The sequence below is a fragment of the Paraburkholderia phosphatilytica genome, assembly GCF_003443895.1.
In the GTDB taxonomy this organism is placed as follows: Bacteria; Pseudomonadota; Gammaproteobacteria; order Burkholderiales; family Burkholderiaceae; genus Paraburkholderia; species Paraburkholderia phosphatilytica.
The window spans coordinates 360140-375840 of record NZ_QQOA01000001.1; the positions used below are offsets into that span (position 1 = coordinate 360140).

A 15701-nucleotide genomic window follows, 5' to 3' on the forward strand; every position below is an offset into this window, starting at 1 on the left:
ACGCGGCTGCGCCGAACGCTACGCGGCGAGCCCCCTCACCGCTTCCCGCATGAAACCGAGCAACGTCTCGTCCGCCCACGATCCTTTCATCAGCTCGGGCTCGTTCTGTAGCGCGTGGCGGATCTTTGCGTGCGTTGCCGGATCGTCGCCCGCATAGCTGCGAAACAGCTCCATCCAGCGCTGCGCCAGCGCACGGCCTTGCGGAGAATCCGGCGTCGCGCCTTCATCGATCGCGTCGCGCGCATCGGCCATCAGTTGCGGCCATTCCATCGCGCGCTCGCCGTAATTGTCGCGGACAAAGCGAAACTCTTCAGGCGACAGATACCGTTCGTAAATCGCCAGCTTCGATTCGCCGGACGCGCGGATCACGTAGTCGCGCAACGCCGGCGAAATGCCGATGCTCGCCTGCATCGACGGCTCGTTGTCGTGCATCTGGTTCAGCTTCGCGAGCATGCGCGGATCGTTATTGGTATCGCGTGCGAGCAGCGTCATCCAGCGGTCGGCGAGTTCGCGCGGACGTTCGTCGGCAGGCGGTACGCCCGCATCCATCAGCGCACGCACCTGCGCCACAAGTTCCGTCCATTTGGCGGACTGCGTCTGGGTCTGCCGATACATGGGCAGGCGGTCCAGTTCTTCCTTTGAAAAGTAGCGGTCGAACATCGTCATCAACTCCAGCGTGTTGAGCCAGTCGGCCAGCTCAGGCTCCTTGCCGTGCAGCAGCATGACGTGCAGCTCCTGAAGACGGGCACGCAGGCGTGCCGCCTTGTCGATCTGCTCGTCAAGCATCGCGATCTGCTGTGCGATGAGGTCGGCAAGCGGCCTGTCGGGCTGGGCCAGGTAAGCGCCGATATCGGCCAGCGTGAGGCCGAAGCCGCGCAACGCCTGGATCTGGTGGAGCCGGGCAATGTCGTCGCGGTTGTACAGCCGATAGCCGTTGTCGGCGCGCGCCGAAGGCGTAAGCAGGCCAATGGCGTCGTAGTGATGCAGCGTGCGGACGGTCAGCCCGCTCCTCTTCGCCAGTTCCCCTACTTTCAACAGCATGCAAGCCTCCGTTCAGTGCGCACGCTAAAGGCTAGACCCTCACGCTACGTGAGGGTCAAGGGGAGTTGGCGCCACGTCGGTCCGCAGCGTGACGATGGCACGGCAAGCGATGCCGTGATCAGCGAAGATCCGCGCGCAGATCGCGCACGCCGCGTCCCAGGCGTTGACGCAGGAGCGTTCGCAACGTGGCACCGTCGACGTATCCGACTTCGGCCGCGATGGCGTCGACATCGAGGCCGCTGCCACGCAGCAGCGACTGCGCGCGCTCCACGCGAAGGTCCTGGAAATACGCGAGCGGCGATTTGCCGAGCACTTCCTGGCATCGGCGTTGCAGCGAGCGCGGGCTCGTGGCGAGCGCACTGGCGGCATCCTGCAACGAGAACCCATCCTTGAGACGATCCCGCGACCATAGCTCGAAGCGTTGGATCAGCGGATCAGCCTGCGCCAGATGATTGGGGATGATGTACGGCGCCTGCGAGCTGCGAATATCCGCGAGCAGATAGCGCGACACCACCGTCGAAAGTTCGGGGCTCACCTGGCGGATCAGCCACAGCGCGAGATCGAGATGCCCGAGCGCCGCGCCGGCCGTCACGCCGATATCCGTTCGCACCAGCATGCGCGTTTCGTCGAGCAGCACGTTCGGATAGCGCTGGCGAAACAGCGGCGCAAGCGACCACGTCGTCGTCGCCTCGCGATGATCGAGCAGGCCCGCGTCCGCCAGAATGAACGTGCCGATGCACGACGCCGCGATCTGCACACCTTCGGCACGCCACTCCAGCAGTTGCGCTTTTGCGTCATTGACGTCCGCGCGTCCCAGCGCGGGCACCAGCACGTCAGGTGTCGAGGTGCCCAGCGCCGGCACGATCACCCAGTCCGGCTTCAAGTCTGGCGTGATGGTCTGCACGGGAATCGTGAAGCCCTGACCCGAACGAACCCGTTTTCGCACGCCGACGACCGTTACGTCGAAACGCGGCGTCCCACCCATCGTTTTAGCCGCAATGCTGTTGGCTACCCGCAGCGCGTCGAGCGTCACGGCAAGCGCGGTATCGAACAGTCCCTCGAGCGCGAGCACGGAAATCCGCATGGCGTAAATGACCCTAAAGTTGTCATTTGCGACGATACCGCGTTTTACGCCCGGCCGCTACAGTGAGCACCGTTGCATCCCGCAACCACGATTGATCAAGGAGCACACCATGAAGGTTTTCGCGGTCGGAACGATCATCAAGCCGCTCACGGATGAACAGAAGGATCAGATCATGCCGAAGGAAGTGCCGCATACACTGCAGCTCTATCTCGACGAAAAGATCGACCAGTTCTGGTTTCGCCAGGACCGCCCCGGCGTGATTTTTCTGATGAACGGCACGGTCGAAGAAGCGCAGGCGACGGTCGACGAACTGCCGCTGACGCAAGGCGGTTTCATGAAGTTCGAGCTGACGCCGGTGGGTCCGCTGATGCCGCTCGGCCGGCTGATCCCGCAGTAAGCGGGAACGCCTTCGCTCAACGCGCGGCTGATGAAAATCAGCCGCGCGTAGTCGTTACGGTCGCTTCACGGGCGACTCGGCACGCCCAATCAATTCAGGCTCAACCGAACCTCACCCTGCTCTTCCCGCGTGCCCGGCCGCAGCGCGCAGATCAACACTGCGGCCGCAATGCCGCTCGTGGCGATCGCATACAACCCGGCCGCGGGCGAATGAAACGATGCTTCCACCGCGTTCTTCACGTTCGGCGCAAAGAAGCCACCGAGGTTGCCGATCGCGTTGATCGTCGCGAATCCGCCCGCTGCCGCGGCGCCGCCCAGATAAGCAGCGGGGAAGGTCCAGAAGATCGGCTGCACGGTCATGATGCCCATCGTCACGAAGCACAGCGCGGCGATCGCCACGACCGGCGACGTGTGCGCGGACACCACGAGCCCGATCGTGATCGACAACGCGGACAGCACCGCGAAGAAGCGCCGGTAGCCGCTGCGCACCGCGAATCCCGGATAGCATGCGCCGGCCACGATCGCGCACGCCCACGGGATCGCCGACACGAGCCCGACGTGCAGCCCGACCTTCACATGCAGCAGCGCGCTCACCTGCGTCGGCAGATAGAACGCGACGCCGTAGCCCGCGATCTGGATACAGAAATACAGCACCGCGAAATGCAGCAGGCGCGGGTCCGCCAGCGCCGCGCGAAAACTGGTCTTGCCGTGCAGCACCTTCTGCTCCTCCTCGGCGGCCAGCGCGCGGGCCAGCGCCTGCGCTTCGTCGCGCGGCAGCCAGCGCGCTTCGGAAGGACGGTCGCACAGATAGAAGAACGCCCACACGCCGACGATCGCGGCAAGGCCACCTTCGACGAGAAACATCAGCTGCCAGCCATGCAGCCCGAACAGCCCATCGAGTTCGAGCAGATAACCCGATAGCGGACCGCCCAGCATTAACGCGAGCGGCGAGCCGAAATAGAAGATACCCATGATCTGGCCGCGCGAGCGCGCCGGAAACCAGTAGGTCAGATACAGCACGGCACCGGGGAACAGGCCCGCTTCGGCCGCACCGAGAAGAAAGCGGATGGTCGAGAACAGCGAGTCGCTTCGCGCGCAGGCCATGACCGCGGAAATGATGCCCCACGTGACCATGATGCGCGACAGCCAGCGGCGCGCGCCGACCCGGTGCAGCATCAGATTGCTTGGTACTTCGAACAAAGCGTACGCGATGAAGAAAATGCCCGCGCCGAACGCGAATGCCGCATCGCTCACGCCGGTCGACGCCTGATACGCCTGCTTCGCGAAGCCGATGTTCGCGCGGTCGAGGTACGAGAGCATGTACATCAGGATCAGGAACGGGATGATCCGCCGCTTCGCGCGGCTTACCGCGCGTTCGAGCAAAAGCGTCTCCGTCGCCGCATCGGTCTGCGGGGTCGTCTGCATGCTGTCTCCTTGTCGGGTCCTGCGATGGATCACGGGGCCGATCTTTTGCCGGCCTCCGTCATCGGGTGTCGAACTGCGGTTGCTACACGACCTTGCCCGGGTTGAGCAGATGGTGCGGGTCGAGCGCGTCTTTCAGGCGGCGCATCAGCGCGAGTTCCGGCTCGCTGCGCGTGCACGGCAGCCACCCTTTCTTCGTGATGCCGATGCCGTGTTCCGCCGAAATCGTGCCGCCAAAGCGCTGCACGAGCGTGTACACCGTCTCGGCGATCGCCTCCTTCGGCTGCGGCGAACTGCCCGGCACACACGAAACGATGTGCAGATTGCCGTCGCCGATATGGCCGTAGAAGAGCGCGACCACGCCCGGCAGACGCGCCTGCAACGCATCGCGGCACGCGCTCACGTAGTCGTCCATCACGGACACCGGCAGACCGATGTCGAACGATTCGTGCGGTCCGAGCACCTGCGGGAATTCCGCGCAGGCATCGCGTACACCCCAGAACGCATGCACGTCCGCGAGCGACTGCGCGAGCGCGGCATTCGCGATCACGCCGTTTTCCATCTGCGTTTCGAGCCAGTGCTCGAAGCGCGGCGCATCGAGCGCTTCGTCCATGCCCTGCGCTTCGACCAGCACATAGCACGCGTGCTCGCCGCCGATCGGATCGCGCACGCCAGGCACGCGCTGCGTCACCGTGTTCCAGTAGTCCGGCCACATCACTTCGAATGCGGAGAGCAGCGGGCCAAGCCCACGCCTTGCCTCGCCGAGCAGATCGACGACGTGCGCGTAGCTATCGAGCGCGCACAGCGCCGCCATCGTGCAACCGGGTTTCGGCGACAGCCTCAGCACGACGCGCGTAATGACGCCGAGCGTGCCCTCGCTGCCGATGAACAGATGCTTCAGGTCGTAGCCCGCATTGTTCTTCAGCATCTTGTTCAGGTTCGTCACGACGGTGCCGTCCGCGAGCACCGCTTCGAGCCCCAGCACCATTTCGCGCGCCATGCCGTAGCGGATCACGCGATTGCCGCCCGCGTTGGTGGACAGGTTGCCGCCGATCGCGCACGAACCGCGCGAGCCGAGATCGAGCGGAATGAAGAAGCCGGCTTCGTCGGCGGCCTGCTGCACCGCCTGCAGCGGCGTGCCCGCCTTCACGGTGATCGTCGCGGATGCCGCATCGATCTCCTCGATGCCGACCATCCGCTCCAGCGACAACGCCACCGCGCCTTCGATGGGCCGCGCGCCGCCGCACAGCCCAGTCAACCCGCCCTGCGGCACCACCGGCACGCGATACTGCGCGCACAGGCGCATCGCGTTCGCGACGCCTTCCGTATCCACCGGCCGCACGACCGCAAGCGGCCGCTGCGGCGCGAGCGTGCTCCAGTCTTTTTCGTTGCGCGCGGGGATGTCAGCGCCGCTCAGCACTGCGGTGGCGCCGAGCGCATCGCGCAGTGCCGCGAGCAAGCCGTCGCGTTGCGACGCGTCGAGTTGCCGCGCGCCGGTTTCATCGTTCATGTCGTCCTCCAGATCGTTTCGTTATCCGATCGATTTTTCATTCGGCAGGATCGCGGCCGAAGTCACGCTTCGAGCAACGCACGCGGCAGCGCCTTCAGCGCGTCCGGGCCCGCTTCGACCAGCGGCCGGCGCACGCGCCGCCAGCCGTCGTCGCGTTGACGCACGGCAAGCAGTGCCTTCAGCCACGGCATGAACGGTTGCCCGCTCACGCTCGCCAGCAAGGTATCGATCACTTCGCGGCTCTCGTTGCTGCCGCCCGCATAGCTCGCGAGAATCGCTTCCGGCACCACGTTCGCGAGACCGCAAATCGTGCCTGCGCCGCCGGCCGCACGCGCACGCGCGATCGCGTTCTCCGCGCCCACATACACCTTCAGCCCGCGATGTCGTTCGATCAGCCCCAGCGAGTGTTCCAGATCGCCGCTGCTGTCCTTGATCCCGTCGATGATCTCGCCGTAACGCTCGCGCAAGGTGCTGATCGCGACGTCGTCGATCGCGATGCCCGACACCTGCGGGATGTGATAAAGGATCACGCGCAAACGCGGATCGTCGAGCGCGTCGATCACCGCGCCCACCGCATCCGCCACGCCTGCGCCGCTCACGTCCCTGAAGAAGAACGGCGGCAGCACCAGCACGCGGTTGCAGCCCTGCGCGAGCGCGTGCCGCGTGAGCTCGATCGTATCGCCGAGCGCCGCGGCGCCGGCCGCAACGATCAGTTGATGAGGCTCGATGCCTGCCGCGAGCAGACCATCGAGCGTCGCTCGCCGTTCGTCCACGGTGAACGACGGGCCTTCGCCCGTGGTGCCGAACAGCGTGATGCCGGTCAGCCCACGCCGGATCAGATCGTGCGAATGTCGCGCCAGCAACAGCACGTTGACGCGATTCTCGGCATCGAGCGGCGTGGCGACCGCTGCGTACGCACCTTCTCCGTTGCTACTTTGCAAAGCCATGGCTGTCGTTCTCCTGTCATCGAACTGCAAGACTCGTCCGGACGTGCCTACCTGCAAATCTCATGTTAGACCGTCACGCGCGACGGCGTAACTCAGGCTGCACGGCGATGCGCGCGCGGAAGTGCTCGGTGCCCGCGACGATCTTGTCGAGCACCGCATCGAGCGCCCAGAAGCGTTCGCGCACGTCGTAGTCGATCGCGCGGCAGCGGATCGATGCGAACGTGCCGATCCGCTGGTGATAGAGCTTCGCGAACGCCGGATAGCCGAGCGCTTCCGATACCGCGGCGACGACGAGAAACGTGGACAGTTCTTCCGCGAGCGCGGGGTCCGATGCACTCCTCGTGCGCAGCCATTGATAGAGATCCGGGTGGAAATTCGTGAACACGCCGTTGAAACCGGCCGAGCCCGCTTTCATCGCGTCCCATGCAATCGCGGCGTTCGCGTTGAGGACCTTCAATGGCGAACCTTCGGCCAGCTTCACGCGGCGCTTCACGGTGGCGAGATCGCAGCTCACGTCCTTCAGCATCATGAAGCGGCCAGTGTCGATGCAGGCCTTCAGCTCGTCGTCGCTCAACAGACGCCGGTATGGCGCCGGGCATTCGTACAGACCGAGCGGCAAGTCGGATGGCAGGCGCGCGAGCAGATAACGCAGATTCGCGAGGAACGCTTCGGTGCCCTTGCGCTCGGGGTCGAGCCGGTTCGTCACGAGCACGACGCCCTGCGCGCCGGACGCGGCCGCGGCGTTGAGTTCCTCGGCCTGCGCATCCAGATCGTTGCTGATGTGACCCGACGCGACGACCGGCACGCGCCCCGCCACGCGCTCGACGACGAAGCGCGCAAGCTCGCGGCGTTCGGCAAGACTCAGGCACTGCATCTCGCTCGACTGCGCGACCGCGAACAGCGCATCGGCGCCATGCGCGAGATACCACTCGATCAAACGTTCGAGGCCGGCGTAGTCGATCGCGCCGCTGTCGTCGAACGGCGTGAGCATCACCGGCACGATCCCCTCGATCACAGCAGGCGAATGCGAAACGGCAGACATGTGTTCTCCTTGTTTTGAGCGACGAATCCGGCGCAGAAAGAAGCCGCTGCGCATCAGGCGGTCAAGACGGTGCGAGCCTCCGCGCCGTCCTGTTCGGGTATGGGTTTGCGCACCAGCAACAGATAAGCGAGCGCGCCGGCAAACGCGATGCCCGCCGCCGTCAGCAGCGCAGGCACGAACGACCACGCCTGCGCGATATAGCCGGTGAGAATCGGCGCGAGCGCACCGCCAAGAAAGCCGCCGAAGTTCTGGATCGCACCGAGCGAAGCGACACGGTCCGGCGGCGCGGCCGCCGTCGCGAGTGCCCACGAGCATGCGGAAGCCGCGTTTGCGAGAAAAATCACGACCGAGATGCACGCAAGCGCAATGGTGTTGCTTTGAACGAGCGCAGCAGGAATCGTGAACACGACCATGCCGAGCATCGTGATCACCACCGCGTTGCGGCGGCTTGCAACCGCGGAGCGGCTACGTTTCGTGATGAGATCCGAGAACCAGCCTGCTACGAGCGCGCCGATGAAGCCGCACAAAAACGGCACCGATGCCGCGAAGCCGGTGCGCATCAGGCTCATGTGGCGCTCGATCGTCAGGTAACCCGGCAGCCACGTCAGGTAGACCCAGTTCAGATACACCGAGCCGAAGAAGCCGAGCAGCATGCCCCACGTCGTGCCGTACGAGAACAGGCGCCGCCAGTCCGCGAAGCTCAGCCGGCGATGTGCGATGTGGGTTTCGTCGGCATCGCCCGCGAGATAGCGGCGCTCTTCGTCGTTGAGACGCAGCGCCTCTGGGTCGCGATACAGCGCGAGCCACACGAGCGCGACGACGAGACCGATCGCGCCGGTGCCGACGAACGCCGCGCGCCACCCGAGCGACGCGATCAGCACCGACAGGCACAGCGGTGCAAGCGCGGTGCCGAGCGGCGAAGCCGCGTTGTAGATGCCGGTGGGGGTGCCGCGCGCGCGCAGCGGAAACCAGTTGGTGACGACGCGCGCCGCCGACGGATATTGCGGCGCTTCGCCGATACCCAGCACGATGCGCGCGACGATGAACGCGCCGAACGAACCGACGAAACCGCCCGCCGCCTGCGCGAGCGACCACACGATCAGCCCCACCCCCAGCAGGCGCCGCGGCCCGATGCGATCGACGAGGCCGCCAACCGGCAACTGGCACATCGCGTAGCTCCACGAAAACGCGGACAGCAGGAGCCCCATCTCACCGAGCGACAAACCAAGGCTCGAGCGGATCGACGAATTGGCGACCGCGAGCGTGCCGCGATCGAGGTAGTTGACGATACCGCTCACCATCAGCAGCGCGAGCGCAACCGTCTGCGCGCGGCGTATGCGGCGCGGCACCGGCTGCGCCTGGTTTTCGCTCATGCCCGTCGTCTCCGTGCATTGGTATTCGCTGGTTCGCTGTTGAGCGCGCATCTTGATATTAGCGCTTACACTCTGCTTCGCCATCACGGCCCGCCAACTGTGACGGGCCGTTCGGCAGGGCTCTCAGTTCCCTATTTTTTACGGCTTTTGTTAGCCCATGGCCCTCGGAGGCATTCATGATAGCGCTTACATTTTTACCATAACTGGCTTTTGAAGCAAGCCCCTGGATGAGCACTTCGGGGTTTACGCGGAGACTCACGCCGGGCCGCATGGTTTATCGATTCCGACCCGCGTCTGAGTGCCTGCATCGCGGGTAAGATGGCGACGGCACGCCCACCGCGACCGTTCACGTCCGTCCTCCACCTCTTTCGCACCGATGAGCCGTTCCTCGCCTTCCACCGCCACGACGCCCACACCGCCGCGTTCGCGCCGCTCGACCGGCCGTTCGGTGCTGAGCGACGTCGCGAAGCTCGCGGGCGTTTCCACAGCAACGGTGTCGCGGGTCTACAACGAACCGGCAAAGGTCTCCGCCGACGTGCAGGAACGCGTGCGCCAGGCCGCCCTCACGCTGAACTGGATTCCGAACGCGGCGGGCCGCGCGCTCGCGTCGACACGCACGCACATCGCCGGCGCGGTGATTCCGACGCTGGACGATCAGGTGTTCGCTTCGCAGGTCGCGGAGATGCAGGCCGTGTTCGCGGAACATGGCATCACGCTGTTTCTCGGCTGCTCGAACTACGATCCGGCGCAGGCGCTGACGCAGGTCCGCGCGATGCTCGCGCGCGGCGTCGAAGCCATGGCGATCGTCGGCGAGGCCTATTCGCCCGAGCTGTTCCAGGCGCTCAGCCAGTATCGCGTGCCGTATGTCGTCACGTACGCGTATCGCGCGGACAGTCCGCATCCGTGCGTCGGCTTCGACAACGCGAAGGCATTCTTCGATGTGACGAGCCATCTGATCGCGCTGGGGCATCGCGAACTCGGCGTCGTGATGCAGCCCACGCACGACAACGACCGCGTGCAGGCGCGCGTGCGCGGCATTCGCGAGGCACTCGCGCGGCACGGACTCGCGGTGCGGCCCGACAACGTGCGCGAAGGCCCGTCCACGATCGCGTTTGGCCGCGAAAGCTTGCGCTCGATCTGGCGGCAGTCGGCGAAACGGCCAACGGCCATCGTCTGCGGCAATGACTCGCTCGCCGTCGGCGTGCTGCTCGAAGCGCAGGCGCTCGGCATCGACGTGCCGCGCGATTTGTCAGTCACGGGTTTCGACGACCTCGCGCTGGCCAAAGAAATTCAGCCGGCGCTGACCACGATGCGCGTCGACACCGGCGCAATCGGCCGGCTCGCCGCGCAGCAACTGCTCGACGTGATGAACGGTCGCGGCACGATCGCCGGCCACGAACTTCACGCAACGCTCGAGGTGCGCGAATCGACCGCGAAGGTGGCGGTGCGCAAGAGGAAGTAAATCCCTGCGCTCGAACCTCAGCGCAAAACCCGAACCCCATCTGCCCCTCACCGCGCCACACGAACCGTGTGGCATGACGCTTGCGCTTTATTTGCCGCGAGCGCTCTGCTGCAGACCATCGCAGTGGCACGTAACGCCGCACCACGTCATGCCGACCTCTTGTGCAGGAGCAGCGATGAGCGAGATCGACAGCCACCCCGAACGCGTGACGACTGCGCCGCGCACGCGTAGCCGTCGGCGCGATACGGCAAACGCAGCCGACACAGCGACATTCTCGGATATCGCAGCGCTGCGCCGTATGCTCGCGACCTTCCACTTCGAAGACGAACGCGCGGAAGATCGCGCTGCCGCGCTGCGCACACTGCACGAACAGGGCCTCGCGTGCCTGCCGCTGCCGGGCCGCGGCCGTACGCTCGAACGATGGGCTGCGCTCGCTGCCGTCGCCGCGTGCGATCTCGCGCTCGTGAAACTGTACGAAGGCCACACCGACGCGCTCACGATCCTCACCGAACTCGGCGCACATCCACTCGTCGCCACCGGCATCTGGGGCGTGTGGGCCGCGGACCCGCCGCGCCAGCGCGTGATCGCAACGCCCGATCGCGACGACCGCGTTCGACTCGACGGCATGAAGCCGTGGTGCTCGGGCGGCCCGAGTTGCTCGCATGCACTCGTCACGGCGTGGCTCAATGGCGACCCGATACTCGTGGCCATCGACCTCGCACAACCGTCGGTTACGATCGACGGCCACCGCTGGCAGGCGCTCGGCATGGCAGCCACCGGTACCAGCGATGTGACGTTCGAACGCTCGCTCGGCTGGCAGATCGGACCCGCTGACGCATATCTGGCGCGGCCCGGCTTCTGGCATGGCGGCGCGGGCATCGCCGCGTGCTGGTTCGGCTCGCTGGAAGCGATCGCACGGGCACTGCATGCGGGCATCGCGGGTCGCGCCGATCCGCGCGACCCGCACGCGATTGCACATCTTGGCGCCGTCGATGCGCGCATCAGCGAAGTGGCCGCACTGCTGCGCGAAACCGCCGCGGCGATCGATCGCGCGCCCCGCACCGACGCGCGTGCGTGGGCACTGCGCGCGCGCCTTTCGGTCGAGGCTGCCGCGTTCGACATCATCGAGCGAACTGGCCGCGTGCTTGGCCCAATGCCGTTCTGCGGCGATCGCTGGTTCGCGCGCGCGATGGCCGATTTGCCCGTCTTCCTGCGACAGAGCCATGCGGAACGCGATGCAGCAGTGTTGGCCGACACGCTGATCGCAGGCGATCTCGCGCACTGGTCGCTCGAACCCACAGGCGGAGCGCACGCATGAGCGCCACGACGACGGCCACGATCTGTGACGCCGCCTACTTCGATGCGCTGTACGCGACGAGCGACGACCCGTGGGACTATCGCGGCCGCTGGTACGAGTCCCGCAAGCGTCAGCTCGCGCTCGCCTGTCTGCCGCGCGAGCGTTATCGCAGCGGCTTCGAACCGGCCTGCTCGAATGGCGAACTGGCTGCGAGTCTCGCGCCGCGCTGCGATGCGTTGCTGTGCGCCGACCTGAACGCACGCGCGGTCGAACTCGCCACGCAGCGTTGCAAGTCATGGCCGCACGTGCGCGTCGAACAGCGCACGATGCCTACGGAATGGCCCGACGACGGGCGCTTCGACCTGATCGTCATCAGCGAACTCCTGTACTACCTCACCACGCAGGCGACTGCGCAACTCGCCGCGCTCGCGCAGGGATCGCTCGCGAAAGACGGCACGCTGCTCGCGTGCCACTGGACGCATCCGTTCGAAGGCGCTCTGCAATCCGCACGCCAGGCGCACGCCGCCTTCGATGCATGCATGTGCCTCACGAAGCTCGTGAGGCATATGGAGGCCGATCTGCTGCTCGAAGTCTGGTCGAACGATGCACGCCCGGTCGCGGCGCGGGAGGGCATCGCATGATCGGCGTCGTGATTCCTGCCCATAACGAGGAGGCGTTTCTCGCCACCTGTCTCGGCGCGGTGTGCATCGCGGCCGCGCATCCGTCGCTGGGTGGCGAAGAGGTGTGCATCATCGTCGCGCTCGATAGCTGCACCGACCGCTCGCATGCGATCGCGCGGACGCTGTGCATCGAAACGATCGTCGTCGCGGAACGCAACGTCGGCAAGGCGCGCGCCGCGGGCGCGGATCTGCTGCTCGCGCGTGGCGCGCGCTGGCTCGCGTTTACCGACGCCGATAGCGTGGTCGCGCACGACTGGCTCATCACGCAGTTGATGCTCGACGTCGAAGCCGTGTGCGGCTGTGTATCGGTCCACGTCGACGACTGGCAGATGCATCCGACGCGCACCCGCGAAATCTGGCAGCGCCGCTACCAGCCCATCGATGGCCACCGGCATGTGCACGGCGCGAATCTCGGCGTCGCCGCGCACGCGTATCAGCGCGCGGGAGGTTTCCCGCCGCTCGCGTGCGACGAGGACGTCGCGCTCGTCAACATGCTGATCGTCACCGGCGCGCGCATCGCGTGGAGCGCCGCGCCGCGCGTCACGACGAGCGGCCGCCTGGACAGCCGCGCGCGCGGCGGCTTCGGCGATACGCTGGCTGCGTGGTCGACCGAGTGATAGCTGGCAACCGAGGCCATGGACGGCATGCAATTTGCGGCAGCGTAAGCGATCACTTACGAGAGGTTCGCGATGACCGCTTCCACGCCCATGCAAAAGGTCGCGTCGCTTGCCGGGCTGCGTTCAGGCGTGCCGACACGGGTCCAGGCAGGCGAAACGGCGATCCTGCTGATTCGCGATGACGACGGCGTGCGCGCATTCGGCGCCGACTGTCCGCACGCGGGTGCGCCGCTCGATGAAGGCGCGATCTGCCACGGCCGGTTGGTGTGCCCGTGGCACAAGGCCACCTTCGACATCCGTAATGGCGCGCTGCTCGAACCGCCCGCGCTGCAAGGTTTGCCGCGCTATTCCGTGGAGGTGGAAGGCGACGACGTGCTGGTGTCCGCCACCGCGGACGATCCGCTTCCCGCCGCACAGGTCGATGGAGAAAACTCGCGCAAGAACCAGACCTTCGCGATCGTCGGCGGAGGAGCGGCCGGTGCGGCCGCGTGCGCGTCGCTGCGCGAATTCGGCTTCGCGGGGCGCCTGGTATTGATCGATGCCGAGACCGACGTGCCATACGATCGCACCGCGCTCAGCAAATTCGTGCCCGCCGGCGAACTGAAACCCGACGACGTCTATCCGCTGCTGCCCGACGATTTCTTCGGCACGCATCACGTCGAATGCCTGCGCGGACAGGTGATGAAGCTCGATGCGCATGCACGCGAGATCACGATCGACGGCGCGCAGACGCTACGCTATGACGCCGCGCTCGTCGCACCCGGCAGCGTGCCGAAAGCACCGAATATTCGCGGACTCGACGACCCGGCCGTTCGCGAGCGAACCGTGATGCTGCGCAATCTCGATGACGCGCGCCGTCTAGATGGTCTTGCCGACAAGGGCGGACACGCGGTCGTGATCGGCAGCAGCTTCATCGGCCTCGAAGTCGCATCGGCGCTGCGCAATCGCAAACTGCAGGTGACCGTCGTTGCGCCTGAAAGCACGCCGTTTGCCGCGCAGTTCGGCGACGCGATCGGCGCGCACTTTCAGCGTCTGCACGAACAGAACGGCACCACGTTCAGGCTCGACACGCAGGTCGAAGCGATCGACGCCGCCGGTGCGCAATTAAGCGTGCACCTACAGGGCCGCGAAACGCTGAAGTGCGACTTCGTCGTCATCGGCACGGGTGTGCAGCCAACCGCCGAGTTCCTGAAAGGTGTCGACAGGAACGACGATGGCGGCGTGGATGTCGACGAATCGATGCGCGTCGCCGATGCGCTCTATGCAGCCGGCGATATCGCCGCGGCGCGTTTCGGCCCCGGCGCGCAGCGCATTCGCATCGAGCACTGGCGCGTCGCGCAGCAACAGGCCCGCGCAGCCGCACGCGCGATGCTCGGCCTCAAAGCCGCGCAAGCGGCGGTGCCGTTTTTCTGGACCTACCACTACGACAAACAGTTCGACTACGTAGGTCACGTGCGCGCGGGCGAATGGGATCAGCAACTGACCGTCGGTTCGCTCGATAACGACGATTTCGTCACGCTGTTCGCGCGCAACGGCCAGGTGCTCGCTGTGCTGGCCTGCAACCGCGAGCGCGCGGTGGCGGTGCTTGCCGAGGCCATGCGCGAGACGCTCAGCGTCGATGCGGCGAAGAACCTGATCGACGATGCGCAGCGTGACGATGCCAAGCGCGATGACGGTTAACTCCACGGCGCACGAAGCGCCGCTGTTCGTCGTTTCGCCGCACCTGGACGATGGCGTGTTCGGCTGCGGCACGTGGCTGGCCGCGCAACCGGGTTCGACAGTGTGCACCGTGTGCGCCGCGATACCGCCGGTCGCGATACGGACCGAGTGGGACCGGGGCGCAGGATTTCGCGATTCGACCGAAGCGATGCGTACACGTCTGCACGAAGACCACGACGCGCTGGTCTTCCTGCATGCCACCGCGCTGCATCTACCGTTCTTCGATCATCAGTACGGCCAGCCGGCCACGCCGCGCGAGATCGCGCAGGCGATCGCGGATGAATTGCGCCAGCGCGGCGCGCATCGGCTGGCGATGCCGCTCGGGCTCGCGCATCCGGACCATACGCTCGCGAGCGACGCGTGTCTGCTCGTGCTGCAGGCGTTGAAACTGGAACGCTGCATCGTCTACGAAGAAGCGCTGTATCGCGCGCTACCGGGCACCGTCGACGCGCGCATCGCCGAACTCACAGCGCGACACCCCGAGTTCGAATTGACGCGATTCGAGCCGCCCCACGCGGCGATGAACGAAGCGGCACAGGCGCAGCATCGACATCGCAAGCATGCCGCGATACAGGCTTACCGCAGCCAGTTGCCGGCGCTCACCCATCTGCCCGTGCGCGATCTCGACGCACCGGAACGCTTCTGGATGTTGACGCGTCGAGACGGCTGAGCGCATTGCGCAGCACGCGCGGCCTCAAAGAACGACCGCCGGCGCGGGCCATCTGCGCTGGCGGTCGTGACACCCGCTTGGCTGGAAAGCGCTATTTCCCCTTCGTATCGCTGCTTGCGTCCGCACCCGGCATGTTGGTGGTGTCGGTCGCCGGTTTGGTTGCCTTCTTGTGATGCATGATCTTCTTGTGCGATGCCTTCGCGTGCGATGCGCCCATCGTTGCATCGGCGGCGTTCTGCGTGTCCTGGGAGCCGCCGCCGGCGCCTGCCGCGCCACCTGTGCCGCCGCCCCCGTTACCCTGCGCAAACGCGCTGCCCGACGCGCACAGCAGCGAGATGAGGAGTACCGGCAGTGCCTGTCTGCATGATTTCATGAACTTCTCCTTCGGTTCTTCGGACTCTGGATGGATCCGCAAGGATCCGCGACGAACGTTGCCGTTCT

The 15701-nt window shown here is 66.0% G+C and carries 15 protein-coding genes; 7 read left to right on the plus strand and 8 right to left on the minus strand.

Features of this window, described 5'->3' with window-relative positions; translation table 11 throughout:
- Positions 1-18 precede the first annotated feature (18 nt).
- Together DVS29_RS01490 and DVS29_RS01495 are read right to left on the minus strand one after the other, a co-directional pair.
- On the minus strand, positions 19-1041 hold the full coding sequence (locus tag DVS29_RS01490) for a MerR family transcriptional regulator (protein WP_118178642.1): 1023 nt from the start codon (positions 1039-1041) through the stop codon (positions 19-21).
- Positions 1042-1159: 118 nt separating this feature from the next.
- The gene (locus tag DVS29_RS01495) at positions 1160-2125 is read right to left on the minus strand and encodes a GlxA family transcriptional regulator (protein WP_118178643.1); all 966 of its coding nucleotides are present in this window, start codon (positions 2123-2125) and stop codon (positions 1160-1162) included.
- A 109-nt stretch (positions 2126-2234) separates the two neighbouring features.
- Between DVS29_RS01495 and DVS29_RS01500 the strand changes: the two genes are divergently transcribed.
- Positions 2235-2522: a hypothetical protein gene (locus DVS29_RS01500; protein ID WP_118178644.1), complete on the plus strand. Its 288-nt coding sequence runs from the start codon at positions 2235-2237 to the stop codon at positions 2520-2522.
- Between the two features lie 89 nt (positions 2523-2611).
- On the opposite strand, the gene DVS29_RS01505 is transcribed toward DVS29_RS01500, so the two are convergent.
- The 5 genes from DVS29_RS01505 to DVS29_RS01525 all read right to left on the minus strand — a co-directional run bounded on the left by DVS29_RS01505 (position 2612) and on the right by DVS29_RS01525 (position 8815).
- Positions 2612-3946, minus strand: a complete 1335-nt coding sequence (locus DVS29_RS01505; RefSeq protein ID WP_118178645.1) for an MFS transporter — start codon at positions 3944-3946, stop codon at positions 2612-2614.
- 82 nt (positions 3947-4028) lie between these two features.
- Positions 4029-5453, minus strand: coding sequence for an FAD-binding oxidoreductase (locus DVS29_RS01510; RefSeq protein ID WP_118178646.1), 1425 nt, complete (start codon positions 5451-5453; stop codon positions 4029-4031).
- A gap of 62 nt (positions 5454-5515) precedes the next feature.
- Entirely contained in the window at positions 5516-6400 is an 885-nt protein-coding gene (locus tag DVS29_RS01515) for a dihydrodipicolinate synthase family protein (RefSeq protein ID WP_118178647.1), read from the minus strand.
- A 73-nt stretch (positions 6401-6473) separates the two neighbouring features.
- On the minus strand, positions 6474-7442 hold the full coding sequence (locus DVS29_RS01520; protein WP_118178648.1) for a dihydrodipicolinate synthase family protein: 969 nt from the start codon (positions 7440-7442) through the stop codon (positions 6474-6476).
- 53 nt (positions 7443-7495) lie between these two features.
- Positions 7496-8815 (minus strand): MFS transporter, encoded by a 1320-nt coding sequence (locus DVS29_RS01525; protein WP_118178649.1) that lies wholly within the window; start codon positions 8813-8815, stop codon positions 7496-7498.
- A gap of 376 nt (positions 8816-9191) precedes the next feature.
- Here DVS29_RS01525 and DVS29_RS01530 point away from each other — a divergent pair, with 376 nt between their 5' ends.
- From DVS29_RS01530 to DVS29_RS01555, 6 genes are all read left to right on the plus strand, one after another.
- Complete coding sequence (locus DVS29_RS01530) at positions 9192-10277, plus strand: LacI family DNA-binding transcriptional regulator (protein WP_118178650.1); 1086 nt, start codon at positions 9192-9194, stop codon at positions 10275-10277.
- A gap of 175 nt (positions 10278-10452) precedes the next feature.
- The gene (locus DVS29_RS01535) at positions 10453-11595 is read left to right on the plus strand and encodes an acyl-CoA dehydrogenase family protein (protein ID WP_118178651.1); all 1143 of its coding nucleotides are present in this window, start codon (positions 10453-10455) and stop codon (positions 11593-11595) included.
- Positions 11592-12215, plus strand: coding sequence for an SAM-dependent methyltransferase (locus tag DVS29_RS01540; RefSeq protein ID WP_118178652.1), 624 nt, complete (start codon positions 11592-11594; stop codon positions 12213-12215). The genes DVS29_RS01535 and DVS29_RS01540 overlap by 4 nt, the downstream gene beginning before the upstream one ends.
- The gene (locus DVS29_RS01545; RefSeq protein WP_118178653.1) at positions 12212-12871 is read left to right on the plus strand and encodes a glycosyltransferase family 2 protein; all 660 of its coding nucleotides are present in this window, start codon (positions 12212-12214) and stop codon (positions 12869-12871) included. The genes DVS29_RS01540 and DVS29_RS01545 overlap by 4 nt, the downstream gene beginning before the upstream one ends.
- Before the next feature lie 72 nt (positions 12872-12943).
- Positions 12944-14551: an FAD-dependent oxidoreductase gene (locus DVS29_RS01550; RefSeq protein WP_118178654.1), complete on the plus strand. Its 1608-nt coding sequence runs from the start codon at positions 12944-12946 to the stop codon at positions 14549-14551.
- Positions 14541-15260: a PIG-L deacetylase family protein gene (locus DVS29_RS01555; RefSeq protein ID WP_164707819.1), complete on the plus strand. Its 720-nt coding sequence runs from the start codon at positions 14541-14543 to the stop codon at positions 15258-15260. The genes DVS29_RS01550 and DVS29_RS01555 overlap by 11 nt, the downstream gene beginning before the upstream one ends.
- Before the next feature lie 91 nt (positions 15261-15351).
- Here the strand turns inward: DVS29_RS01555 and DVS29_RS01560 are convergent, their stop codons facing one another.
- On the minus strand, positions 15352-15633 hold the full coding sequence (locus tag DVS29_RS01560) for a hypothetical protein (protein WP_118178656.1): 282 nt from the start codon (positions 15631-15633) through the stop codon (positions 15352-15354).
- Between the last annotated feature and the right edge of the window lie 68 nt (positions 15634-15701).